Annotated in this window: 20 protein-coding genes and 1 pseudogene; 11 read left to right on the top strand and 10 right to left on the bottom strand. The window is 54.4% G+C overall.

Going from position 1 to position 23,116, the window contains the following annotated elements; translation table 11 throughout:
• Nucleotides 1–38: 38 nt before the first annotated feature.
• The 3 genes from A7D21_RS11865 to A7D21_RS11855 form a co-directional block, all read right to left on the bottom strand.
• On the bottom strand, nucleotides 39–596 hold the full coding sequence (locus A7D21_RS11865) for an L-threonylcarbamoyladenylate synthase (protein WP_053253621.1): 558 nt from the start codon (nucleotides 594–596) through the stop codon (nucleotides 39–41).
• A 54-nt stretch (nucleotides 597–650) separates the two neighbouring features.
• A complete protein-coding gene (dprA, locus tag A7D21_RS11860; RefSeq protein ID WP_053253620.1) occupies nucleotides 651–1,745 on the bottom strand; it encodes a DNA-processing protein DprA in 1,095 nt (364 codons plus the stop codon).
• A gap of 63 nt (nucleotides 1,746–1,808) precedes the next feature.
• Complete coding sequence (locus A7D21_RS11855) at nucleotides 1,809–2,588, bottom strand: peptidoglycan-binding protein (protein WP_069551774.1); 780 nt, start codon at nucleotides 2,586–2,588, stop codon at nucleotides 1,809–1,811.
• Nucleotides 2,589–2,723: 135 nt separating this feature from the next.
• Here A7D21_RS11855 and def point away from each other — a divergent pair, with 135 nt between their 5' ends.
• From def to A7D21_RS11830, 5 genes are all read left to right on the top strand, one after another.
• Nucleotides 2,724–3,230 carry a peptide deformylase gene (gene def / locus A7D21_RS11850; protein ID WP_053253618.1) on the top strand — a complete coding sequence of 169 codons (507 nt, stop codon included), beginning with the start codon at nucleotides 2,724–2,726 and terminating at the stop codon, nucleotides 3,228–3,230.
• A 69-nt stretch (nucleotides 3,231–3,299) separates the two neighbouring features.
• On the top strand, nucleotides 3,300–4,253 hold the full coding sequence (gene fmt / locus A7D21_RS11845; protein WP_053253617.1) for a methionyl-tRNA formyltransferase: 954 nt from the start codon (nucleotides 3,300–3,302) through the stop codon (nucleotides 4,251–4,253).
• A complete protein-coding gene (gene rsmB / locus A7D21_RS11840) occupies nucleotides 4,250–5,560 on the top strand; it encodes a 16S rRNA (cytosine(967)-C(5))-methyltransferase RsmB (RefSeq protein WP_069551773.1) in 1,311 nt (436 codons plus the stop codon). The genes fmt and rsmB overlap by 4 nt, the downstream gene beginning before the upstream one ends.
• 22 nt (nucleotides 5,561–5,582) lie before the next feature.
• Nucleotides 5,583–6,956 carry a Trk system potassium transporter TrkA gene (trkA, locus tag A7D21_RS11835; RefSeq protein WP_053253615.1) on the top strand — a complete coding sequence of 458 codons (1,374 nt, stop codon included), beginning with the start codon at nucleotides 5,583–5,585 and terminating at the stop codon, nucleotides 6,954–6,956.
• Nucleotides 6,957–7,090: 134 nt separating this feature from the next.
• Nucleotides 7,091–7,402: a tetratricopeptide repeat protein gene (locus A7D21_RS11830; RefSeq protein ID WP_053253614.1), complete on the top strand. Its 312-nt coding sequence runs from the start codon at nucleotides 7,091–7,093 to the stop codon at nucleotides 7,400–7,402.
• Between the two features lie 134 nt (nucleotides 7,403–7,536).
• Here the strand turns inward: A7D21_RS11830 and A7D21_RS11825 are convergent, their stop codons facing one another.
• On the bottom strand, nucleotides 7,537–8,424 hold the full coding sequence (locus tag A7D21_RS11825) for a lysophospholipid acyltransferase (RefSeq protein ID WP_053253613.1): 888 nt from the start codon (nucleotides 8,422–8,424) through the stop codon (nucleotides 7,537–7,539).
• A gap of 40 nt (nucleotides 8,425–8,464) precedes the next feature.
• A pseudogene (locus tag A7D21_RS36050) lies at nucleotides 8,465–8,554 on the bottom strand (DNA-3-methyladenine glycosylase I); the annotation flags it as partial.
• 639 nt (nucleotides 8,555–9,193) lie between these two features.
• On the opposite strand from A7D21_RS36050, the gene A7D21_RS11820 reads away from it, so the two are divergent.
• The gene (locus tag A7D21_RS11820) at nucleotides 9,194–9,742 is read left to right on the top strand and encodes a helix-turn-helix domain-containing protein (protein WP_169905663.1); all 549 of its coding nucleotides are present in this window, start codon (nucleotides 9,194–9,196) and stop codon (nucleotides 9,740–9,742) included.
• 321 nt (nucleotides 9,743–10,063) lie between these two features.
• On the opposite strand, the gene A7D21_RS11815 is transcribed toward A7D21_RS11820, so the two are convergent.
• From A7D21_RS11815 to A7D21_RS11805, 3 genes are all read right to left on the bottom strand, one after another.
• On the bottom strand, nucleotides 10,064–11,470 hold the full coding sequence (locus A7D21_RS11815) for a hypothetical protein (protein ID WP_069551771.1): 1,407 nt from the start codon (nucleotides 11,468–11,470) through the stop codon (nucleotides 10,064–10,066).
• A 385-nt stretch (nucleotides 11,471–11,855) separates the two neighbouring features.
• The gene (locus tag A7D21_RS11810) at nucleotides 11,856–13,475 is read right to left on the bottom strand and encodes a recombinase family protein (protein ID WP_171902611.1); all 1,620 of its coding nucleotides are present in this window, start codon (nucleotides 13,473–13,475) and stop codon (nucleotides 11,856–11,858) included.
• 50 nt (nucleotides 13,476–13,525) lie between these two features.
• On the bottom strand, nucleotides 13,526–14,020 hold the full coding sequence (locus A7D21_RS11805) for a DNA-3-methyladenine glycosylase I (RefSeq protein ID WP_171902610.1): 495 nt from the start codon (nucleotides 14,018–14,020) through the stop codon (nucleotides 13,526–13,528).
• Between the two features lie 81 nt (nucleotides 14,021–14,101).
• Between A7D21_RS11805 and glyQ the strand changes: the two genes are divergently transcribed.
• The 4 genes from glyQ (at nucleotide 14,102) to A7D21_RS11785 (ending at nucleotide 18,498) form a co-directional block, all read left to right on the top strand.
• Complete coding sequence (gene glyQ / locus A7D21_RS11800) at nucleotides 14,102–15,055, top strand: glycine--tRNA ligase subunit alpha (RefSeq protein ID WP_053253611.1); 954 nt, start codon at nucleotides 14,102–14,104, stop codon at nucleotides 15,053–15,055.
• Entirely contained in the window at nucleotides 15,052–17,106 is a 2,055-nt protein-coding gene (gene glyS / locus A7D21_RS11795; RefSeq protein WP_069551769.1) for a glycine--tRNA ligase subunit beta, read from the top strand. The genes glyQ and glyS overlap by 4 nt, the downstream gene beginning before the upstream one ends.
• Entirely contained in the window at nucleotides 17,106–17,645 is a 540-nt protein-coding gene (gene gmhB, locus A7D21_RS11790; RefSeq protein WP_169876355.1) for a D-glycero-beta-D-manno-heptose 1,7-bisphosphate 7-phosphatase, read from the top strand. Before glyS ends, gmhB begins: the two co-directional genes overlap by 1 nt.
• An 82-nt stretch (nucleotides 17,646–17,727) precedes the next feature.
• Nucleotides 17,728–18,498, top strand: a complete 771-nt coding sequence (locus A7D21_RS11785; RefSeq protein WP_053253609.1) for a 1-acyl-sn-glycerol-3-phosphate acyltransferase — start codon at nucleotides 17,728–17,730, stop codon at nucleotides 18,496–18,498.
• A 182-nt stretch (nucleotides 18,499–18,680) separates the two neighbouring features.
• Here the strand turns inward: A7D21_RS11785 and A7D21_RS11780 are convergent, their stop codons facing one another.
• A complete protein-coding gene (locus tag A7D21_RS11780; RefSeq protein ID WP_069551768.1) occupies nucleotides 18,681–20,960 on the bottom strand; it encodes a CHASE2 domain-containing protein in 2,280 nt (759 codons plus the stop codon).
• A 3-nt stretch (nucleotides 20,961–20,963) separates the two neighbouring features.
• Nucleotides 20,964–21,899, bottom strand: coding sequence for a FecR domain-containing protein (locus tag A7D21_RS11775; RefSeq protein WP_083272185.1), 936 nt, complete (start codon nucleotides 21,897–21,899; stop codon nucleotides 20,964–20,966).
• A 292-nt stretch (nucleotides 21,900–22,191) separates the two neighbouring features.
• On the opposite strand from A7D21_RS11775, the gene A7D21_RS11770 reads away from it, so the two are divergent.
• Nucleotides 22,192–22,914: a response regulator transcription factor gene (locus A7D21_RS11770; protein ID WP_069551767.1), complete on the top strand. Its 723-nt coding sequence runs from the start codon at nucleotides 22,192–22,194 to the stop codon at nucleotides 22,912–22,914.
• The last annotated feature ends 202 nt before the right edge of the window (nucleotides 22,915–23,116 follow it).

Raw genomic sequence — 23,116 nt, 5'->3', positions numbered from 1 at the left:
GTGGCAGCGGGCTTGCTCGCTAAGGCCGCACCTCAATCTTAAGAAGGCCGCACAACCTCGCCTGTCGCCAAATCGCGAATCAGGCTTGGGTTCTTGCGCCCACCCAGGGCGCCACCCAATACCCGATCAACCTGGCCACGGAAATACTGCTCCACACGAAGCCGCGTGCGCGCTGCCGGGCGGCCCTGCGGGTTGGCCGACGTGGAAATCAGCGGCCCGACCAATGAGCATAAATCCCTTACCAGCGGATGATCGCTGACCCGCAAGGCGACGGTGTCATGCACACCTGTGACCCATTCAGGCAGCAAGTCCTGATGGGGGACCAACCAGGTATTCGGCCCAGGCCAAGTGCTGGCCATGCGCTCGATCCAAGTGTCCGGGAAATCTTCAAAGAGAAAATCGAACTGGCGAATATTGTCCGCCACCAGGATCAGCCCCTTGTCCACTGACCGATTCTTGATCGCCAGCAGCCGGTCCACCGCCTCTTCATTCCACGGGTCGCAGCCAAGGCCCCAGACCGCTTCGGTCGGGTAGGCGATCACCGCGCCTGCGCGAATTTCTCGTGCGGTTTCCAGCACACGCCACCTGTTGACCATTGCTCACTCTCCGAACTAAAGCTCTGCGCAGTTTACCGATGTTCTTTACAAAACCTAGCAGCGCGCAAGCCACCGCCCGCTTTCGCAGATGACCTGGCCTTCGAGCTCCAGCTCGGTAAGGGTCGCCAGCACGTGGGACAAGGGCCGCCCGCTGGCAATCGCCAGGGCCTCGCTGGTGTGAGGCGCGGCATGCAGCAGCGCCACCAGCGGGTGCGTCACCGGCAGCGGTGCCGGGCGAGACAAGGCCTGCCAGCCGCGCAACCCGTCAAGAATATGCTCGATGGATTCCACCAACGTCGCACCATCGCGAATCAACTGATGACAGCCCTTGGCCCCCGGATGATGGATGGAGCCGGGGATCGCGTACACCTCACGCCCCTGCTCGGCAGCGAGCTTTGCTGTGATCAGCGAGCCGCTGGCCATGCTGGCCTCCACCACCAGCACCCCCAGCGACAGGCCACTGATGATCCGGTTGCGCCGGGGAAAGTTAGCGGCCTGGGGCGCGGCGTCCAGTGGAAACTCGGAAACCACCGCACTCCCTTGGGCAATCATCGCGGCTGCGAGCCGCCGGTGGCGCTGTGGATAAAAATTTTCCAGGCCGGTGCCAAGCACGCCGACTGTCTGCCCGCCGACATCCAATGCGGCTTGATGCGCAGCGCCGTCAATGCCCAGGGCCAACCCGCTGGTGATGACAAAACCGGCGCTCGCGAGGCTGCGGGAAAAGGCGGCGGCGGTGTCCAGCCCGGGCCTGGAAGCGCGCCGACTGCCGACCATGGCCAACTGCGGTTTCTCCAGGATTTTGGGGTCGCCGGCGACGAACAATAACGGCGGGGCGTCGTCAATCTGCGCAAGCAAGGCAGGGTAATCAGGTTGGTCCCACATCAGTAAATGCTGGGCGGGATGCTCCAACCACGCGAGCGCGTCACTGGCGCTGTCACGGATTTGCGGGCTGCGTCGGGCATCCGCGCTGGCAGGCGGCAACCCGAGGGAGCGCCAGGCACTGGCAGGCGCGCTGATAGCCTTTGAGGCAGAGCCGAACGCCTCGATCAACACGCGAAAACGCTTGGGACCCAGTTCTGGCAGCCTGTGCAAGCGTAGTCGGGCTTCCAGTTCTGACGGGGAAATTTCATCGCTGTTTGTCGGATACATTTGATCATCCTTGATCGGAACAAGCTGTGGATAACTCTGTTGGTAACTTATTTAGCAGGCTATTTATTGTGTTTGTTGGGCAGTCTCAAAACGGTCCAGCACCGCCAGCGACCTTGAAGCGCTGAGTACCAGGCCATAACTGAGCTTTTCGTAGGTGCGGAACACCTGCAGGGTGCCGGCGCGCTCATCAGGCAGTTTCGTCAAAGCGCCGGTGAAGACATCCCTTACGGTCGCGCCCAGCTTGATCACCGTGAGCAGTTGGCCTTCGACCAGGCCGTCGCGGCGGCCCTTGTTCAAGGTGACGGCGTCCAACACGCCGATCTGGGTCACGCCTTTGGGGACGTCGATGATGTGCCCTTTGATCAGGGCCCCGGGGTGCGGCGGGGTTTGCAGCCGGGCCAGCTCGACGCCAGGTTCGGCGCGCAGCAATCGGTCGCCTGGGCGGACCTCCTGGGTCACTCGTTGTACTGCGAGGGTGCTCAGGTCACCGGCCGTCAAAAAACGTGCGGTGCCGATGTCATCGGCGTTAACCCCCAGCTGCTCCTGGGTGTTCGGGTCGGTGTAAACCTTGCCTCGGCGAAAGATTCCATAATTTGGCTGGGCCGGGTCCAGGTGGCCTCTGGCGTGCACACGTTCGCCACTGGCCCCCAACACTCGACCCGCCTCAGCCGCGACAATATAAGGCGCGTTATCCAGATCCTGAGGGGTATCGAGGATACGGTTATGCAGCAAAAAGCGCTGCATGGCCTGTTGCGCCGCCTGATTCAGGCGCTGTTCGGGCGGTGTCAGCAGCGCCAGGGTGAGCGGCGCCCACAGCAGCAAGACGAGTAGCGATTTCCTCATGGGGTGAATCTCCTTTATTATGTACGTTCGCGTGAAATGCCATAGCCTTCGCGGCTTTCGAACCTTTCACACCGGCTGTCTGGGTCCATCCCAACGCCGATTTGCCTCTACCTCACATGTGCAGCAATTACGCTTATGGCTATTTTGAACATCCTCGAATTCCCCGACTCGCGCCTGCGCACGATCGCCAAACCGGTGGCCGTAGTGGACGACAAGGTTCGTCAGTTGGTCGATGACATGTTTGAAACAATGTATGAAGCTCCGGGCATCGGCCTCGCCGCGACCCAGGTCAACGTGCATCAGCGTGTCGTGGTCATGGACCTGTCAGAAGATCGCAGCGAGCCTCGGGTGTTTATCAACCCCGAGTTCGAACCGCTGACCGACGAGATGGGTGAATACCAGGAGGGCTGCCTCTCGGTGCCGGAGTTCTACGAGAACGTCGAACGCCCGGTGCGCGTGAAGATCAAGGCCCTGGACCGCGACGGCCAGCCCTACGAGCTGATCGCAGAGGGCCTGCTGGCGGTGTGCATTCAGCACGAATGCGACCACCTCAACGGCAAACTGTTTGTCGATTACCTGTCCACGCTTAAACGCGACCGGATCAAGAAGAAGCTGGAAAAAAAGCATCGCCAGCAAGCTTGATGCCCTTCTTCCAAAGGCTTGCTACGGCAAGCCTTTTTCTTTTGTGACTGTTTTTAACCGAGAACTCCGATGACCGAGCCACTGCGCATTGTTTTTGCCGGCACTCCTGAATTTGCCGCCGAACACCTGAAGGCCCTGCTTGCCAGCCCTTATGAGATCGTCGCGGTGTACACCCAGCCGGATCGTCCGGCCGGTCGCGGGCAAAAACTGATGCCAAGCCCGGTCAAGCAGCTGGCGCTTGAGCACAACATTCCGGTGCTGCAACCACCGACCCTGCGCAACACCGATGCCCAGGCGGAACTCGCCGCATTGCAGCCGGACCTGCTGGTGGTCGTGGCCTATGGCTTGATCCTGCCTCAGGCGGTGCTGGATATTCCGCGCCTGGGTTGCATTAACAGCCATGCCTCGCTGCTGCCGCGCTGGCGCGGTGCGGCGCCGATCCAGCGCGCCGTGGAAGCCGGTGACAGTGAAAGCGGCGTGACCGTGATGCGCATGGAGGCAGGTCTGGACACCGGCCCGATGCTGCTCAAAGTCACCACCCCGATCACCCGTGAAGACACCGGCGGCAGCTTGCACGACCGCTTGGCCGAGATGGGCCCGCCCGCCGTGGTACAGGCCATCGCCGGCCTGGCTGCCGGCACTCTGGAAGGCGAAGTGCAGGACGACAGCCTCGCCACCTATGCGCACAAACTGAACAAAGACGAAGCCCGCATCGACTGGAGCCGCCCGGCCGTGGAGCTGGAGCGCCTGGTACGCGCCTTCAACCCGTGGCCAATTTGCCACAGCACCCTTAATGGCGAAGCCTTGAAAGTATTGGCCGCCACCTTGGCTGACGGCAAAGGCGCTCCCGGTGAAGTCATCGGTGCCAGCAAGGAAGGCCTGCTGGTCGTGTGCGGTGAGCAAGCGTTGTGTCTGACGCGTCTGCAATTGCCCGGTGGTAAGGCGCTTAACTTCAGCGATTTGTTCAACAGCCGCCGTGAGAAGTTTGCGCTGGGCACGGTTCTCGGGGCGGTCGCTCAATGAACCCGCGTCTGGCCGCCGCCAAGGCCCTCGCCGCCGTCCTCAACGGCAAGGCTTCGTTGAACAGTTCGCTGCCTACGCAGATGGATAAAGTCGAAGACCGCGATCGCGGCTTCACCCAGGACCTGGCGTTTGGCACGGCCCGCTGGCAGCCACGCTTGTCGGCGCTCGCGGCCAAGCTGCTGCAAAAGCCATTCAAGGCAGCCGATGCCGATGTGGAAGCGCTGCTGCTGGTCGGCCTCTATCAATTGCTCTACACCCGCGTACCGGCCCATGCCGCCATCGGTGAAACCGTCGGTTGCGCCGACAAACTGAAAAAGCCCTGGGCCAAAGCCCTGCTCAATGCCGTGCTACGCCGCGCCCAGCGCGAGAGCGAAGCGCTGCTGGCTGAACTGGAACACGACCCGGTGGTGCGCACTGCCCATCCGCGCTGGCTGCAAAAGTCCTTGAAAGCCTTCTGGCCTGAACAATGGGAAGCCATTTGCGCGGCCAACAATGCACATCCTCCGATGATTTTGCGGGTTAACCGCCGTCATCACAGCCGTGACGCGTACCTGCAATTACTGACTGACGCAGGCATTAATGCCTCGCCGTGTATGTACAGCGTCGATGGCATCGTGCTGGAAGCCGCCGCCGACGTCCGCAGCCTGCCGGGCTTTGCCGAAGGCTGGATCAGCGTGCAGGACGAAGCTGCGCAACTGGCCGCCGACCTGCTCGACCTGGCACCGGGCCAGCGCGTACTCGACGCCTGCTGCGCACCGGGCGGCAAGACCTGTCACATACTGGAGGTCGAAAAAGACCTCGCTGGCGTGGTCGCCGTCGACCTGGAAGCCAAGCGCCTGGTACGCGTGCGCGAAAACCTCGCGCGCCTTGGCCTGAGTGCCGACCTGATCGCCGCCGACGGCCGCGACACGGCCGCCTGGTGGGACGGCAAACCGTTCCAGCGCATCCTGCTGGATGCACCATGCTCCGCCACCGGCGTGATCCGTCGCCACCCGGACATCAAGCTGACCCGTCAGCCCGACGACATCGCCGCCCTGGCGGTGCTGCAAGGCGAGCTGCTCGACGCCTTGTGGCCGACCCTCGACGTTGGCGGCATTCTGCTTTACGCCACCTGTTCCACCTTGCCCACCGAAAACACGCAGGTGATCGAAGCCTTCCTCGCCCGCACCAGCGGCGCGCGCGAGCTGGACCTCGCCACCACGGCCGGCATCAAGCAGCCCCATGGCCGCCAACTGCTTGCACAGGAAGGCGGGCACGATGGCTTCTACTACGCCAAACTGATCAAGATCGCCGCCGCGCGCGGCTGAACGGGTTTAAGGGAGTGACCGGATGAAAATCATCATCCTTGGGGCTGGGCAGGTCGGCGGCACGCTGGCTGAACATTTGGCCAGCGAAGCCAACGACATTACCGTGGTCGACACCGATGCCGAGCGCCTGCGCAACCTGGGTGACCGCCTGGACATCCGCACCGTGCAAGGCCGCGCGTCATTCCCGGCGGTGCTACGCCAGGCCGGTGCCGACGATGCCGACATGCTGGTGGCCGTCACCAACAGCGACGAAACCAACATGGTCGCCTGCCAGGTCGCCCACACTCTGTTCAACACCCCGACCAAGATCGCCCGCGTACGTGAAGGGGCTTATTTGAACCGTGCAGGGCTGTTCGATAACGACGCGATTCCGGTGGACGTGTTGATCAGCCCCGAGCAAGTGGTGACTCACTACATCAAGCGCCTGATCGAAATTCCCGGCGCGTTGCAGGTGATCGACTTTGCCGAGGGCAAGGCGCAACTGGTGGCGGTGAAGGCTTATTACGGCGGTCCGCTGGTGGGCCAGCAACTGCGCCAACTGCGCGAGCACATGCCGAATGTGGAAACCCGCGTAGCGGCGATTTTCCGGCGCGACCGGCCGATTCTGCCCCAGGGCGATACGGTGATCGAAGCCGACGACGAAGTCTTTTTCATCGCCGCCAAAGCCAATATTCGCGCGGTGATGAGCGAAATGCGCCGCCTGGATGAAACCTACAAGCGCATCGTCATCGCCGGCGGCGGGCAGATCGGCGAGCGTTTGGCGGAGGCGATCGAAAGCCGCTACCAGGTCAAGATCATCGAGATGAGCCCGGCACGCTGCCGGCATTTGTCCGACACCCTCGACAGCACCGTCGTACTCCAAGGCAGCGCCTCGGACCGCGACCTGTTGATGGAAGAGAACATCGCCGATGCCGATATCTTCCTGGCCCTGACCAACGATGACGAGGCCAACATCATGTCGTCCCTGCTGGCCAAACGGCTGGGGGCCAAGAAGGTGATGACCATCATCAACAACCCGGCCTATGTCGACCTGATCCAGGGCGGCGATATCGATATCGCTATCAGCCCGCAGCTGGCCACCATCGGCACGTTGCTCACCCACGTGCGCCGCGGCGATATCGTCAGCGTGCACTCCCTGCGCCGAGGCGCGGCGGAAGCCATTGAGGCGATTGCCCACGGCGATTCAAAATCGAGCAAAGTCATCGGCAAGGCCATCCGCGATATCGGCCTGCCGCCGGGCACCACCATCGGCGCAATCATTCGTGACGAAGAGGTGCTGATCGCCCACGACGATACGGTGATCGCCACGGGTGACCATGTGATTCTGTTTCTGGTGGATAAAAAACATATCCGCGATGTGGAGAAACTGTTCCACGTGGGGTTGAGCTTTTTCTGATCAACACACTCAGCGGAGCCTGCCGCCGCCATCGCGGGCAAGCCTCTCCCACAGGTGATCATGATGCTGCTATGGGAGCGGGTTCGCCCGCGATGCGTTATTGAAAACCCTACCTAGCTAAAGGATCCACAGCCATGCTCGAATCCCTCGAAAAAATGCTCGCCAAGGGTGTGGATAATTCACTGCTGCGCTTTGGCTTGGGCAAGGGTTATCTGGACGCAAAGGAAAACGCCAAGGCGGCGGAGCACCTGCAAAAATGCGTCGAGTTCGACCCGAAGTATTCGGCGGCGTGGAAGTTGTTGGGCAAGGCGCAGCAGGGGCTGGGGGATAGTGCAGCAGCACGGCAGGCGTGGGAAAAGGGTATCGAAGCGGCCCTGGCGCATGGCGACAAGCAGGCCGAGAAAGAGATGACGGTGTTTCTGAAAAAACTCGATCGCCAAGCCTAAGCGGATCCAAAATGTGGGAGCGGGCTTGCTCGCGAAGGCGTCGTGTCAGTCACTTAATGTGTGTCTGTTACACCGCATTCGCGAGCAAGCCCGCTCCCACACTAGTTTTGCATCGACCGTAAGTCAGTCGTAAATCAATACCACCGCGCCTCACCGGGCGGGCGTTTCTTGAAGCGTTTCATGCTCCACATGTACTGGCTCGGATACGCGCCGACATAGCGCTCCACCACCTTGCTCATCGCCGCGCAGGAGGTGGCGGTGTCGGTGCTGTACATATCTTCCGGCGCCGCTTCCAAAATCACTTTGTAACCCGAGCCGTCCGGCAGTCGCAGGGCATGCAGGAACACGCCCACGGCTTTGTGGCCCGCGAGCATGTTAGGCACGAACTTGCTGGTCAGCGCCTGGGTCGCAAAGAACGGCACGAAGATGCCTGCGGATTCCGCCGGTTCCGGGTCGGCGGGAATGCCGACCTGGCCACCTTTGCGCACTTCCTTGATGACACTGAGAATGCCTTCCTTGGTCGACGCGGCTACTCGGTTACCCAGCTGAACCCGCTGCTTGCGCAACAATTCGTCGACCGCTTTCAGCTTTGGCGGCCGGTAGAAGATGATCGGTTTGCACTGGCTGCAATAGAAGTGGTTCAACACTTCCCAGTTGCCCAGGTGACTGGTGATGCCGACCACGCCTTTGCCCGAGGCCAATGCTGCATGCAGCACTTCCAGGCCTTCGACTTCACGTACCAGGTCGATGGAGCGCTGGGCGGGCCAGATCCAGGCGCAGGCGCTTTCAGTCAGGGACTTGCCGATATCCATGAGGCTCTGGCCGACCAGGCGCTCACGTGCGACCGGGTCCATGTCCGGGAAGCACTTGGAGAGGTTGATCCGTACCGTGTCGCGGGAACGGTTGGGGGTTTTCCACATGATCCAGCCAATCGCCGTGCCGACCGCTTGAACCGCGCGCCAGGGCAATAGGGCAAACAACCGAAGAGCGCCTACCAGCAAGGCGCCTTTAAACTTTTCCACAGGTCACTCCTGATCGTGTGTGGTGCGCAAAGCCGCCATTCTAACCGGCGTTGGCCAAGTCCGCGTAACGGTCGCAGTCTTGAGTGTGGTCCATGACCATGCCCGAGGCCTGCATACAAGCATAGTCAATTCGCATGGTAGGCACCACTCCGTGCGCCCGATACGCCGCATAGGCGCGGGCGGAGTATCTGGACACGATTAATTCAATTGACCCACAGGGTCAATGGTATGGGTGAATCAGTAAGAGAGAATAGCCAAATCGCTTTTAATAGCTTTTGATTTTCTGCCCCCAACCGGGGGGTATGGGGGGGATTTCACAAAACATAAAAGTAAATTACGGCAGTACCTGCCGCAAACGAAAACAGCTAAAACATTTAAGAACTTTTCAATTTAATAAGAATTTAAAAAATAAAATGCTACTGTTTAGTTAAAGCACTTTTATCTCTAATGTGCATAGTAAATTACCTCCCTCTTAAAGGTCTTATTAAAGTCTTACATCTTAAGAACCTCTCAACACCAATAAAATCAATACTTACAAGAAATAAAAGTTGATAATTTAATCAACCGAAGTTGATTTTTTAATCAACTGCAAGTTGACGATTTTATCAACCAGAGTTGACGATTTTATCAACTATGAAAAATGACTATTTTTCTGAATAGATAAGTTTTGAGAGAGCTTTCTCAAAATAAACAATTATTTCTCACTTACGTCTACTTTTTATCAATTCAAATGATACGCTATTTATATAGACATAATATAGGTGCGTTAATGAATGATTCAATGTGTGGTTTAGAAATAGAAAATGATGATGGAAGTATCGGCGCTTTACAAAAAGAGTGTTTAAAGAAAGAGCTAAATGACAAAACGCTAGAAGCTGTTGATGATTTGCTGGGTGATAAAAAATCTAATATTAACATTGATGTAAATGTAAAAAGAGATAAGCCAAAAGTCATATTAGGGCAGTTTTTCATCGGATTTGCAGAGAATCTATTGCAATTAGACTTAAAACCGACAGAGTTTAAAGTCGTTATATACATATTGAAAATGATGGATTACGGGAATTTGGTAAGTCTTAAACAATCAACAATCGCAAAAGATTTAAAGCTTGATAAAAGTGCTGTTAATAGAGCGTGGAAAGAACTCATTACAAAAAAGGTTTTAGTTGATAACAACGGGCATATCTTTTTTAATTCCAATTTTTGCGCCAAGGGCTTATCAAGCTCATTAGATAAAGAAAGAATTGAGAATCTAAAACGTAGTAATGTTTCTGATGAAAATATAAAGCAAATGTTGAATTTGGACGTAAAGAAAAAATAGAAATGAAGACTATGCCGCAGGTACTGCGGTGTTTTTTATTTGCTTCTGTAATATATGACCGAAGCATAATTATTCTCTTGAAGAACCATAGTTGTGTTCGTTTGCGGCAGGTACTGCCGTTATTTACTTTGTATGTTTGTATTATCCCCCCCAAACCCCCCGGTTGGGGGCCAAAAGCCTTAAAAGCTATTAAAAGCGATTTAGCTATTCTCTCTTACTGATTCATACATAAGATTGACCCTGTGGGTCAATTGGATTAATCGTGTCCAGATACTCCGCCCGAGCCTATGCGGCTTTTCGGGCGTGTTCCAAGTGCATAGATTAGACTTTAAACCTTAAAACAGCAGGTCTCACTCGATGTTCGTCGAGAAATTTATTAATACCTGCCGATATTTGTATCTCCCGCTTGTCGGTATTGATTCTACTCATTTTCTCTCTTACAAAATCACACAGTAAAGAAGCTATGTTTTTTAGACTGTCGTACTTGTCGAATAAAATTTCAATAGCGATAGTTAAACTGTCTTTCTTCTTGTCCAACTCATCGAGAGTATTTTGTTTTGTTATTTTTTCCTGGTCCATCTTATCAAGAGTTTTTTTCTTGGCTGTTTCTTTTTTGTCCAGTTCGACAATGCTGTTTTTTAGCTGATTCTCTTTTTTATCTAAATTTCTAATATTATTCATTTGTTTTTTTATTCGAAGGTTATTGAAATTAAATTGCCTTTCAATTTTTGGTCGTTTTGCGTCTTCTTCAATCACCCTCATACGAGCTTTATTTTCTTCGGTCTTTTCTAGAACTTTCGCATTTAATTTGTATTTCTCATTATTAAGTGTTTCATTAGCGTGAGCATAGAAAAGAACTTGAAAATATTCAGCTTGTAATTTTTTACGTTTATAGCCACTTGGTTCGTTTTTCAAAACTTTCAATCGTTCTTCGTCAATGTTTTTTTCAACGAATTTATATTGTGCTTTTAGTAAGTCGTGCTTGTTAGTTCTTTTGTTCTTGGTAGAAACGAATATGTGAGAATGTTCGTCTGATTCATCGGCGTGAATAGCAATGGCTTTGACTTGATAGTCGGGAAAGTTTTTCTTGTAAAACGATGCTTGAATTTCTACTGTGTCAGTTAAAGAGATTTTAACATCGTTTCTTGATGGAATTTTAAAAACAGCTTCTTGAATAACTGCTTCATTTAGTCCTATGTCCTTTGTGTTTTTTGGGTTTAGCACTTTGTTGTGAAGCTCTATAAATTTCCCGAGGCACTCAACCTTTTGGTTCTTTCTTGTTAATTCAAATTGGCCAAAATGATTTTTTTCTATTTCACTGTCTAATTCAGTTTTTGAGTTTATGATATTGTTAAGATAGTTATATAGCTCTGGATTGTCAGTTGATGCTTTAAGTATTTTGTTAAGTTTTGCTTTATACTTGCCCAAATCATTTTTATTTTCTGTGTCAATTGAGTTGGATTTTTTGTTAACTTTTACCTCGTCTATGATGTTGGAAATTATGTTAACTCGTTCCTCTTGTGATAGAGAATCTAAGTTAAAGACTTTATTTTGTTCGGGCAAATAAATTTGATTATGTGCGGATTTAGAATCGTCCCATTCTAAATTTTTTGTTGGATTGTTGGGCGTAACTCTCAACGAATGTTGCAGTGATTTTTGAAGTGTAGTGATACCCTTTCCGATATTCTTGTAATTCATTTGTCTGTAAAATATTGTTATGTCCTTCATTGTTTTTCTCGGTTGTTATTTTAGTGAAAGTGTTAGAAAAATAATTAGCAGACTGCTAAATTTTTATAACTCGTTTCACTTCTAAACAATCGAAAATAGTATGAGCGATAGCGTTACTGTTTTAGATTTTTTAGTGCCCTTGATTTTGACTTTCGCTTTTTGCTTTTGCCTCTGTCTCAATGACCAATTGCGAGCTAACTATTCCCTCACTTTTGAGCGCAGCGAAAAAAGTGTGGGGATAGTGTAGCGAGTTACTTAATTACTTCGCATTTTACACTTGTACTAATATATTAGCATTTGAATGTCATACTTCAACTTTTAAGCAACTATTTTTTTATAGTGAAGTCCTTTTGCTTGCTTGATTTTAATCAAGCGAGAAAAAGGGCTAGTAACTTCTTCTTATGTGATTAAAAAAGCGAGCCCTTTTATCCTTGGAAATTTTATTGAACTCAACGTCTATATACTCATCTTTTGAGTTGTAGCTAATCTCTAAATCAAGTTCATTGCTTGATACAATATGGATTGTAAAATCAAATGATTTATTAAAGTCAGAGATTGAAATACTGACTGTCTCGCTCTTCAATATTTTATTTATTATGGCTCTTTTATTTTCATCCTTTAATGCTTCATCAAGCTCTGAATAATTAAAATCATTGAGGTGTTTTTGTGCTGTGTCGAGTGCAAGCAATGCTTTCAGCTCGTCAATTTTTTCGTTGAGCTTTTCTGTCTGTTGTTCTAATTCATTAAGACGATTCACAAGCGCTTTATTGACAGTTCCTAACTCAATAGCTTTGATGATATTTTCTTTCTGTTCTTCTATTTTTAAATATTCAGACTGTGCATTTTCCAAAGCTTTAAGATTTGAATTACTGGATTTTTCTTTGAGTAGATTCGCTTTCAAAATGTTCAAATTAAAGTTTGAGAAAAAGGCATTTTCTACATCGTTGTAGTTGTACCACTTTCGTCCAGCGTCTCTACATTGATTTGATTCACTTGCCGTGCAAACGAGATATTTTTTTTCTCCACCAATCCATTTCATATGCGACAAGCGCATAGGCGCATCGCACGCAAAGCAACGCATTACGTTTCTAAATATATTTTTAAAACCTGACACTCGCCCTGCGCTTTTATTTACCGCTGATTTTTTTCGACTTTGAATCTCTGTTCGTAGCTCTTCAAACTCCGAACGACTAATCAGAGCGGGGTAATAGTCATGAATAATTTCATGCTTTACCCTTTTTTGATTTCCGCTTTCGTCATACTCGATTTTGTTTGTTTGTAAATCGCCGCATACCGCCGGGCGATTTAATAAATGCGATACTGTTTCTTTGGTGATTTTTTTTGATGATGTTTGTAGCAAGTTCATTTTTGCCGTAACTGCGTACATACCATACGTTTTAAGCAGTGATAGACATAGTTTAACGTCATTTGCTTCTTCTTCTTTTATCTTCAACCCTTCATCTGTTTTTTCAATCCAAAATGGTAATGAGCCGTAAGCGATTTTTCCTTTCTTTGCATTTTCTCTGCGCTGTTTATGTTGTTCAGTGATGCGATTAGATTTTGTTTTACTTTCATCATATGCCCTATACAAGAGCGTTTGGATTTCAATACCTTCAATAAATTGATTTTCTGAATTAATTGAATATTTTTTAACGGGCGAAAGTGTCGCTATGTCAATGCCGTATTTGATAATATCAAGAATTACAGAATGAGCTATATAACCGCCTTGGCGTGAAATTCGGTCAAAACTCTCGATAATCAGAATTGATCCTTTTTCAATTTCGTTTCGTTTAACTCTTTCAAGAAAGTCTTTAATTGCGCCTTTTTTAACGTTTTTACCATTGAACGACGAAAGTCTATCTAAAAAAACAGGTTCGATTAGTTCGGCATTATTTTCAGTCAAAAAACGCTCAATCTGGGCGAGTTGGCGACGCTCGCTGTCGCCTCGCGCCTGCTCCACGGTACTCATCCGCACATAGGCATAGGCCGGTGTTTTTCGTGTCATAGTCAGTCTCACAAGGCTTCGTAGGCGCATTCTAGCGCTATACGAATAGCTTATGCTTGTATGAACGCGTAGCAAATGGTCGGCCCGACGAACGTGAAACCGGCTTTTTTCAAGGCTTTGCTCATGGCTTCAGCCTCTGGCGTAATGGCCGGGACTTGGCTGCGATCCTTGAAGTGATTGACCTTGGGCGCGCCGCCGACAAACGACCAGAGCACGCCCACCGGGTCTTCAAGGGCCAGCCAGGCTGCGGCGTTGCGGCGGGTGGCGTTGAGCTTCAGGCGGTTACGCACAATGCCAGGGTCGAGCATCAGTGCGTCGATTTCAACATCGGTCAGGCGTGCCAAACGCTGGGCATCAAAGCCGAACAAGACCTTCCGATAATGCTCGCGTTTGCGTAAAACGGTGATCCAGGAAAGGCCCGCCTGGAACCCTTCGAGCAAAAGCAACTCGAACAGACCCTGCGCATCGCGCAGCGGCGTTCCCCACTCCTGATCGTGATAAGCCATGTACAGCGGATCTTCAGAACACCAAAAGCAGCGTGGCATAAGGCTCCAGGGGATGGTGGCGCGGCCGAATCGGGTATACTCCCGCTCTTTAAATCGCAGCCCAAGTAACAGGTGAATTTCGTGAGCCAGCCTACGCCAGCCGTGCGTACCTTCCAAGACTTGATCCTCGCCCTCCAGCAGTACTGGGCCGAGCAAGGTTGTGTGGTACTTCAGCCCTACGATATGGAAGTAGGCGCCGGCACTTTCCACACCGCTACATTCCTGCGGGCCATCGGCCCGGAAACCTGGAACGCCGCTTATGTGCAGCCCAGTCGTCGCCCGACTGACGGCCGCTACGGCGAAAACCCGAACCGTCTGCAGCACTACTACCAGTTCCAGGTGGTATTGAAGCCGAACCCGGACAACTTCCAGGAGCTGTACCTGGGCTCGCTGAAACATGTCGGCCTGGACCCACTGGTGCACGACATCCGTTTCGTCGAAGACAACTGGGAATCGCCAACCCTCGGCGCCTGGGGCCTGGGCTGGGAAGTCTGGCTCAACGGCATGGAAGTGACGCAGTTCACTTACTTCCAGCAAGCCGGCGGCATCGAGTGCTACCCGGTGACCGGCGAGATCACTTACGGTCTTGAGCGCCTGGCCATGTACCTGCAAGGCGTGGACTCGGTCTACGACCTGGTGTGGGCTGACGGCCCGTTCGGCAAAGTGACCTACGGCGACGTGTTCCACCAGAACGAAGTGGAGCAGTCCACTTACAACTTCGAACACGCCAACGTCGAGAAGCTGTTCGAACTGTTCGACTTCTATGAAAGCGAAGCCAAGCGCCTGATCGAACTTGACCAGCCGCTGCCGCTGCCGAGCTATGAAATGGTGTTGAAGGCGTCCCATACCTTCAACCTGCTGGACGCCCGTCGTGCCATTTCGGTAACCGCGCGCCAGCAATACATCCTGCGTGTACGCACCCTGGCGCGTTCCGTCGCCCAAGCCTACCTGATGGCTCGCGCCAAGCTGGGCTTCCCGATGGCTACCCCGGACCTGCGTGATGAAGTGTTGGCTAAGCTGGAGGCTGCACAATGAGTGCTCAAGATTTTCTGGTTGAACTGGGCACCGAAGAGCTGCCTCCCAAGGCACTCAATACCCTGGCCGACGCGTTCCTGGCCGGTATCGAAAAAGGCCTGCAGAGCGCCGGCCTGAAATTCGCCGCAAAAAAAGTCTATGCCGCGCCACGCCGCCTGGCCGTGTTGCTGACCGCGCTGGGAACCCAGCAGCCGGACCGCAGCATCAACCTCGACGGCCCGCCGCGTCAGGCCGCTTTTGACGCTGAAGGTAACCCGACCCAAGCGGCCCTTGGCTTCGCCAAGAAGTGCGGCGTCGAGCTGAGCGAGATCGACCAAAGCGGCCCGAAACTGCGTTTCAGCCAGGTCATCACCGGCAAGCCGACTGCCAGCCTGTTGCCAACGATCGTTGAAGACTCGCTGAACGACCTGCCGATCCCCAAGCGCATGCGCTGGGGTGCACGCAAGGAAGAATTCGTACGCCCGACCCAATGGCTGGTGATGCTGCTCGGTGACCACGTCATCGACTGCACCATCCTCGCCCAAAAGGCCGGTCGTGATTCCCGTGGTCATCGCTTCCACCATCCACACGCCGTGCGCATCACCTCGCCCGCCAACTATGCCGCCGATCTGCGCGCCGCTTATGTACTGGCCGATGCCAATGAGCGTCGTGAGCTGATCAGCAAGCGCACCGAAGAACTGGCGCGCCTGCAGGAAGGCACCGCCATCGTGCCGCCAAGCCTGCTCGACGAAGTGACCGCGCTGGTTGAATGGCCGGTGCCGCTGGTGTGCTCGTTTGAAGAGCGTTTCCTCGATGTGCCGCAAGAAGCCCTGATCACCACCATGCAGGACAACCAGAAGTACTTCTGCCTGCTGGATGTGGACGGTAAGTTGCTGCCGCGCTTTATCACCGTGGCCAACATCGAAAGCAAAGACCCCCAGCAGATCATCGCCGGTAACGAGAAAGTCGTTCGTCCGCGCCTGACGGATGCCGAGTTCTTCTTCAAGCAAGACAAGAAGCAGAAGCTCGAAGACTTCAACCAGCGCCTGCAAAACGTGGTGTTCCAGGAAAAACTCGGCAGCGTCTACGACAAGGCGGTGCGTGTTTCCAAACTGGCCGCGTACATTGCGCCGCGTATCGGCGGTGACGCTGCCTGGGCCGCACGTGCAGGGTTGCTGTCCAAGTGCGACCTGGCCACCGAGATGGTCGGCGAGTTCCCGGAAATGCAAGGTGTGGCCGGTTACTACTACGCCCTCAATGACGGCGAGCCGGACGATGTGGCGCTGGCCCTGAACGAGCAGTACATGCCACGCGGTGCCGGTGCTGAACTGCCGACCACCCTGACCGGTGCGGCGGTGGCCATCGCCGACAAGCTGGACACCCTCGTGGGTATCTTTGGTATCGGCATGCTGCCTACCGGCAGCAAAGACCCGTATGCCCTGCGCCGTGCGGCGCTGGGCGTGCTGCGTATCCTGATCGACAAGAAGCTTGACCTCGACCTGACCCAGGCCGTGGTGTTCGCTGTCGGCCAGTTCGGTGGCAAGGTCAAGCAAGCCGGCCTGGCCGAACAAGTGCTGGAATTCGTGTTCGACCGCTTGCGAGCGCGTTACGAAGACGAAGGCGTGGACGTTTCCGTCTACCTGTCGGTACGTGCCCTGCAGCCAGGTTCGGCGCTGGACTTCGACCAACGCGTACAAGCCGTCCAGGCATTCCGCAAACTGCCGGAAGCCGGGGCCCTGGCCGCGGTGAACAAGCGTGTGTCGAACCTGCTGAGCAAGGCCGACAACCTCGGGAATGCCGAAGTCGACCCAGGCCTGTTTGCCGACGCCAAGGAGTTCTCGCTGAACTCGGCCATCGCCAAGGCAGAAAACGCAGTGAAGCCGCTGCTCGCCGAACGCAACTACGCCGAAGCACTGGCGCGCCTGGCCACCTTGCGTGAGCCGGTGGATGCGTTCTTCGAAGCGGTGATGATCAATGCCGAGGATGCGGGCGTACGGAAAAACCGCTACGCCATGCTGGCGCGTCTGCGTGGCTTGTTCATCAACATCGCTGACATTTCCGTACTGGGCTGATCATGTTGAAACTGCTGATTCTCGATCGGGACGGAGTGATCAATTACGACTCCGACGCTTACATCAAGTCGGTGGCGGAATGGATTCCACTGCCGGGCTCGATCGAGGCCATCGCGCAGTTGAGCAAAGCCGGCTGGACGGTGGCCATCGCCACCAACCAGTCCGGCATCGCCCGCGGTTACTACGACATTGCCACCCTGGACGCCATGCACGCGCGCTTGCGCAGCTTAGTGGCGGCGCAGGGCGGTGAGGTGGGGCTGGTGGTGTACTGCCCCCACGGGCCGGATGAGGGCTGCGAATGCCGCAAACCCAAACCAGGCATGTTGAAAACCATTGCAGAACATTACAACGTGCCCCTGGCTGGGCTATGGTTCGTCGGGGACAGCCTCGGTGACCTGGAGGCTGCCAAAGCCGTCGACTCTCAGCCAGTTTTGGTTAAAACCGGGAAAGGCGAAAAGACCCAGGCGAAAAACCTGCCGGTAGGCACCTTGATTTTTGACGATCTGGCGGCCGTTGCCGCAGAACTTATCAACAACTAGCCGCCCTCGACTTCCTGGCCAAGGACTGTTCGGGCGTGCGCTTTTAACAGGCGGGCCGTGTCCCGCAACGGTAAATGCCGCCATGTCGATTTTGCAGGCCATCAGAACCTTCTTCTTTTACCTGCTGTTGGGCACCAGTTCGTTTCTTTGGTGCACCCTGAGCTTTTTTATCGCGCCATTCCTGCCGTTCAAGGCGCGCTATCGTTTTATCAACGTTTATTGGTGCCGCTGCGCGTTGTGGTTGTCCAAGGTGTTTTTGGGTATTCGCTACGAGATTAAAGGCGCTGAAAACGTCCCGGACCAGCCCTGCGTGATTCTGTCGAACCACCAGAGCACCTGGGAAACCTTTTTCCTTTCGGCCTACTTCTCGCCCCTGAGCCAGGTGCTCAAGCGTGAGCTGCTGTACGTGCCGTTCTTCGGCTGGGCGATGGCCATGTTGCGTCCGATCGCGATCGACCGTGACAACCCGAAGGCTGCACTCAAGCACGTAGCCAAGAAGGGTGACGAGCTGCTCAAGGATGGCGTTTGGGTGCTGATTTTCCCGGAAGGTACCCGGGTGCCGTATGGCACTGTGGGCAAGTTTTCGCGAGGCGGCACCGCGTTGGCGGTCAATGCCAACCTGCCGGTGTTGCCGATTGCACATAATGCCGGCAAGTTCTGGCCGAAGACCGGTTGGGCCAAACGTGCAGGCACCATCACCGTGGTGATCGGCGAGCCGATGTACGCCGAAGGTGAAGGCCCACGTGCCATTGCCGCGCTGAACGACCGTGCCGCCGCATGGAATGAAGCGCAGCAGCGGGCTATGGGTTCGTTGCCTGCACAGGCTGCCGTGGTTGAAACACCTGAGGTTTGAGGATCTGTGGATAACCTGTGTACGGTTTGTTGGCGAATGCGTGTTTTTGATTCATAACAAGCTGATTTACTTACATATTTCTCAAGGTCATAAAATCTCGAAAAACGTGCATAAGTTTTTTTGCGCATTAAAAAACCGGTCCTTGTGACCGGTTTTTTATGCACAGGCAAACAGTCCGTTTTTCACTCGTCAAGCAGCGGCAGTTGCAGGCTGAAGGTTGAGCCTTTACCCAGCTCGCTTTCACACGTGATGCGGCCGCCATGACGCTCCACCACGGCCTTGACCATGGTCAATCCCAACCCCAGCCCCTCAACGCCTTGGGCCGAGTCGAAGCGTCGATACTGGCTAAAGAGTTCGGGCAAGTCTTCTGGCGCAATGCCAGGCCCCTGATCGCTGATGCTGCATTCCAACCACCCTTGCGTACAGCCATGGCTCAACGTCACGGTGGTGCCGGATGGGGAGTATTTAATAGCGTTCTCCAGCATGTTGAACAGCGCCCGAGTCAGCAGTGATTGATCGGCTGAGATCATGCTCTCATCTGCCTCGTCCAGGTCGTGCACCAAGTGAATGCCCTTGAGCTGCGCAATCACCGCCACCTGATCAAAAGCATCCATTACCAGCATGGCAAACAGTGAGGGATGGAAGTGGTAGCCGTCAGCTTCGGCTTTGGCCAACTGCACGAAAGACTCGGTGAGGCTCAAGGCGCGCTTCACCTGTTGTTCGATCTGGGAAAAGATCGGGGACTCACCGTTGTGCACATCCAGCATCGCCAGGATCGCCGAGTGTGGCGCACGCAGGTCGTGGGAAAGGAAGCGCAGCATCGTCTCGCGGTGCAATTGGGCTTCACGCTCCTTGCTCAGGTCCGTCAGGCTCAGCAGCCAGCCGAGGGCGACGTCGCCTTCTGCCGGCAGCAACGGCGCGAGTTCCATGCGCAGGCTGCGTTGGTGGATGTCACGGAACTCTACGAGTTCCAACACTGACAGGGCAGGGCGCACGCCATTGTGCAGCGGTGGATAGCCGAGGTCGGCCAGTTGCTCGAGCAGGTTTTCGCTCACCAGGTCATTACCGAACACCTCACGCGCAATTCGGTTAGCCAGGAGAATGTTGCCTTTTGGGTCTGTGATCAGGGTTGCCACCGGCAAGCATTCCAAACCGTCCGCCATAAACCGTCGGGTGTCGCGTGTACGGCTTACCGCTTGTTCCAGGGCAAAGATCCGCGCTTGCAATACATCACCCTTACTGGCGGGCGCACGGCGACGTTCAGGGAGCACCTTGGGTTCGTTATCCAACCGCGCGAGCTCCCAGCCGAAGTAGGCAAGGATCACGCTGAGGCGGCGCCAATTCCAGATCAGGTAGCTGAGCAGCAACCCAATCAAACACGCAGCAGGCGACCACCAGTAGTCCAGGCGCAACAGCACCCACGCGCCAAGCAACGCCGTCGTCATGCACCCCAGGGTCATCCACAGCGCATAGCGGGGGCGGTATAACAACAGGCCCAGCAGCAGGGCAACCAACGCTGTCGCCATGAGTGCCGACAACCCGCCAGGAAGGTCAACGAGGCTGCGCCCTAGCAAGAGACCATTCAGGACGTTGGCCTGGATCTCAACGCCGGCCGTCGTGCCGACCGTAGAGGAGAGCGGCGTAACGAAGCGATCACCCATACCGGATGCGGTGGAGCCCACCAGGATAAGGCGACCGCGCAGGCGCTCTGGAGGCACTTCACCGCGTAATACGCTGGCGTAGGACACACTGGGAAAGTGGGCACTGGCAGCGACGAAAGGAATACGAATGGCATTCTCCCGGTGCCAATACTGGCTGATCGGCTGCAGGGGCTTTCCAGGCATTTCAGAGACTTGTCCGCTCGCCGTGTAGGCCATCCATGCCAGTTGCGGCGCCATGTTATCGGGCGGGCCTTCGCGCAAAAACAAGCTGCGGACTATGCCGTCGCTGTCCGCTTCGACATTGATATGCCCAAGGCCTTTCGCGCAATCGAGCAACGGCAACATTTTCGCGTCCGGTTGGCTGTAGCTGGTGACTTCTTCACGCAGCAGCGGCAACACAACATTGCCGGCACGACACACGGCTGCTGCGAGGCGTTGGTCGTTGGCGGGTACACCGGGCTCATTGAAAATCACATCGAACAGGATGGCTGACGGTTGCGCAGCACTCAGGCGATCAATCAGGTCCGCGTGCAAATTGCGCGGCCAGGGCCAGCGTCCCAGCTCTTTCAAACTTTGGTCGTCGATGGTCACCAGCAAGATACGTGGATCGACTGGCAGTGGCGCCAAACGTCGAAGGCTGTCGTACAACGGGTTGTTCAACGCCAAGCCCGGGCTCAACGATAGGTAAGCAGTGATAGGTAACAACAGCAGCCCTATCCACAACCACTCGCGAACCAACCCATGGAATAAACGTTGGGCGTGGGTGGGTTGGCGTTTCTCGGCCTTGTGCAAAAACATCATTGGTCAACCGCCGGAGGCCTGGACCTGGGTTGCAGGTGGGTAGTAGAAGATGTCATAGACCCCGGTTTCCCCCTCCAGGCCGTCCGCGTCATAGGCCGACAGGCGCACGTGATAAAACGATGCTTTGAGCCCAGTGAAGCGCATTTTCGGCTCACTGGAAAAGTTTTCCTGCTTGATGTTCAAGAAGGCCGTGTCGGTAGCAACTTGCGCGCGATAACGCTGTGCGCCGGGTAATGGCCGCAGGTACAAACTCCAGATTGGTGCCTCGCCTTTCTGGCCATCCTGACCAATCAACTCAGGCGCAGGGAGAAGGTTCACTGGCTTGAGTTCACCTTGTGCTTTGATCAGCAAACCTTGTCGCGCGTCCACCTTGACCTCACCTTCGACAGGCGTGGTTTTGATTTTGCGATTGACCGCCACCTGTCCATTGAGCACTTCCAGAACCGATTGCTCGCCGTCGCTGCGAACGCGAAAGTGTGTACCTCGCACGCCCAGGACGCCCACCGGTGTCCGTATCTGGAAGCGATCATAGTCACTGGCCCGCTTGATCACATACGTCTCGACTTGGCCTTGCTCCAGAATGACTTGGGGAATCGACTGTTTATCTACCAAGTGCACTCGCACTTGCGAGCTGGAGGGCAGCACCACTCTGGAGCCGTCCCCGAACAGAAGGCTGACAAACGCCGATGTCGATGTCTTAACGCCTTCTTGCTCATCAATGGTCATGCCTTCCTGCAGCGGCTGCGCTTTACCCTTGGCATCGAGCTTCCAGGCTTCCCCGGTCAGATGCTGCACAACCGCCGGCAACGGTTGCGCACGACATAATGATTGATCGTCGATGTAGGCAGCGCGGTGCACCGTAGAAGCCTGCGTAGCGCCTATGACCAAGATCAGTAATGAGGGCAGGGCACGGCATAATCGGTTAGCAGAAAAGGTCATGGCGCTCATCACGTTGGTAGTTCGAGAAGGCAACTGGCATCAAGACGCACATGTTTGCGAAAGCGCATGTGTCGGCTGATCCTTTTCCTCTGGGATGGGAGCCGGTATCTTTCCCACTTAGGTACGGAAGACTTTAAACGGATTAACGGCCCTTTGATATCAGCGTACCGACAGATCCAATGAGGCGTTGAGTCTGGCCACAATTATTCAGATTCACCCACCGACCCTGCGCAGTATGTAGGTGATTGAACAGGCCGTCGGCTGCCGTATTTTTTTGGAAAAGGACCCACCCATGCGTGTCGCAATACTGGACGATGAACCCGCTGAATTGCGTCGGGTTGAACAGACACTGCGACAGATCCCAAGCACCGCAGAGCAACCCTGGTCACTGCATTGCTTTGAGCGCGGTGAAGACCTGTTGCGTCAACTGCGCCGGGAAACGTTTGACCTGTTGATACTCGACTGGCAATTGCCCGATATCACGGGTATCGCACTGCTGCGCTGGACGCGCGAACACATGGATTCACCGCCTGCCGTAATCATGCTCACCAGCCGGGATGCCGAGAGCGATATCGTCACGGCGTTGAACAGCGGGGCGGATGATTACGTCAGTAAACCCTTTCGGCCTAACGAACTTAAAGCTCGGGTCAGTGCCGTCTTACGTCGTCATGGGCTGCAAAAGTCAGCCAGCAATGAGCTGCAAAGCTTCAACGACCTGACCTTTGATGACGCCGAATTGACGGTTACGCGAGCAGGAAAGCCGATCAATTTAACCGAGCGAGAGTATCGATTGGCCAGTTGCTTGTTTGCCAACCTGGCTCGACCACTCTCTCGCGAATACCTGTATGAACGGTTTTGGTCCCATGAGGAAATGGTGTCTTCAAGGCCACTGGACACTCATATCTATCGGTTGCGTAACAAACTGGGATTGACTGCCGACAGAGGCTGGCAACTGCTGATGATCTATGGATACGGCTATCGATTGGAAAGTGTTGCGGCTGCGACCCCAAGCTAAAACAGTGATGTTCCACGTGGAGCATTTGAAAATCAGCTATTCATCACCCAATAAAAAAGGCCAACGCTGAGCGTTGGCCTTTTTGTTTTAGCCGCGTTACCGGTGCAGGTTCCAAAAATAGACGATTCGGGAAGCCCGCTGACCAGGATAGTTTTTTCGCGGATAAACAAAACCCCTACCTGTATGCGCAGGTAGGGGTTTC

The sequence above is a fragment of the Pseudomonas sp. AP19 genome, assembly GCF_001728855.1.
Classification (GTDB): Bacteria; Pseudomonadota; Gammaproteobacteria; order Pseudomonadales; family Pseudomonadaceae; genus Aquipseudomonas; species Aquipseudomonas fluorescens.
The sequence above is the reverse complement of the archived record's forward strand: the minus strand, read 5'-3'. Positions and strand labels throughout refer to the sequence as shown.

Bases quoted from the DNA above. Each gene is read 5' to 3' on its own strand.
- A7D21_RS11830 (WP_053253614.1), top strand. From the start codon at position 7,091: ATGCTCGAATCCCTCGAAAAAATGCTCGCCAAGGGTGTGGATAATTCA.
- A7D21_RS11820 (WP_169905663.1), top strand. From the start codon at position 9,194: ATGAATGATTCAATGTGTGGTTTAGAAATAGAAAATGATGATGGAAGT.
- A7D21_RS11865 (WP_053253621.1), bottom strand. From the start codon at position 596: ATGGTCAACAGGTGGCGTGTGCTGGAAACCGCACGAGAAATTCGCGCA.
- fmt (WP_053253617.1), top strand. From the start codon at position 3,300: ATGACCGAGCCACTGCGCATTGTTTTTGCCGGCACTCCTGAATTTGCC.
- A7D21_RS11785 (WP_053253609.1), top strand. From the start codon at position 17,728: ATGTCGATTTTGCAGGCCATCAGAACCTTCTTCTTTTACCTGCTGTTG.
- A7D21_RS11810 (WP_171902611.1), bottom strand. From the start codon at position 13,475: ATGACACGAAAAACACCGGCCTATGCCTATGTGCGGATGAGTACCGTG.
- A7D21_RS11780 (WP_069551768.1), bottom strand. From the start codon at position 20,960: ATGATGTTTTTGCACAAGGCCGAGAAACGCCAACCCACCCACGCCCAA.
- trkA (WP_053253615.1), top strand. From the start codon at position 5,583: ATGAAAATCATCATCCTTGGGGCTGGGCAGGTCGGCGGCACGCTGGCT.
- A7D21_RS11815 (WP_069551771.1), bottom strand. From the start codon at position 11,470: ATGAAGGACATAACAATATTTTACAGACAAATGAATTACAAGAATATC.
- dprA (WP_053253620.1), bottom strand. From the start codon at position 1,745: ATGTATCCGACAAACAGCGATGAAATTTCCCCGTCAGAACTGGAAGCC.
- A7D21_RS11855 (WP_069551774.1), bottom strand. From the start codon at position 2,588: ATGAGGAAATCGCTACTCGTCTTGCTGCTGTGGGCGCCGCTCACCCTG.
- rsmB (WP_069551773.1), top strand. From the start codon at position 4,250: ATGAACCCGCGTCTGGCCGCCGCCAAGGCCCTCGCCGCCGTCCTCAAC.
- glyS (WP_069551769.1), top strand. From the start codon at position 15,052: ATGAGTGCTCAAGATTTTCTGGTTGAACTGGGCACCGAAGAGCTGCCT.
- A7D21_RS11805 (WP_171902610.1), bottom strand. From the start codon at position 14,020: ATGCCACGCTGCTTTTGGTGTTCTGAAGATCCGCTGTACATGGCTTAT.
- A7D21_RS11775 (WP_083272185.1), bottom strand. From the start codon at position 21,899: ATGACCTTTTCTGCTAACCGATTATGCCGTGCCCTGCCCTCATTACTG.
- def (WP_053253618.1), top strand. From the start codon at position 2,724: ATGGCTATTTTGAACATCCTCGAATTCCCCGACTCGCGCCTGCGCACG.
- A7D21_RS11770 (WP_069551767.1), top strand. From the start codon at position 22,192: ATGCGTGTCGCAATACTGGACGATGAACCCGCTGAATTGCGTCGGGTT.